The 310-nt window shown below is 40.0% G+C and carries 1 protein-coding gene; it reads left to right on the top strand.

Annotated elements, in window-relative coordinates; translation table 11 throughout:
* The coding region (locus tag AOA62_RS32325; protein WP_218244233.1) for a hypothetical protein at positions 1–304 on the top strand (304 nt) is incomplete at its 5' end.
* Positions 305–310: the final 6 nt, after the last annotated feature.

The following is a 310-nucleotide window of genomic DNA, read 5'->3' as shown; positions in this document are numbered from 1 at the left end:
GAGGACTAGGAGTTGGTCTAGTGGTCCTATCTCTGAGGACCAACTAAATTGGTCATTCAGTAACTTAGAACGTCGAAATTTTTCTGACTATACGGACATTATTGATGGTGTTATCTTAAACCCAGAAATAACGGAGGTCCGCATAACTTCTACTAATGATAATGTTTATTCAGCAGAAATTATTGAATATGAGGGTGGTCGTTTTTGGTTCCTTGTCACTGACGGGGATGATGTATCAGGAGCGACCGTAACAGCATTGGATGAAGAAGGTGAAATAGTCGAGGAACATCATTCAAGGGATTAAAGTTCA

Origin of the sequence: Pseudomonas sp. 2995-3, from assembly GCF_002742565.1 — a bacterium.
GTDB classification, from domain to species: Bacteria; Pseudomonadota; Gammaproteobacteria; order Pseudomonadales; family Pseudomonadaceae; genus Aquipseudomonas; species Aquipseudomonas edaphica.
Note: the sequence above shows the minus strand (reverse complement) of the source record. Positions and strands in the feature narration are given on the sequence as shown.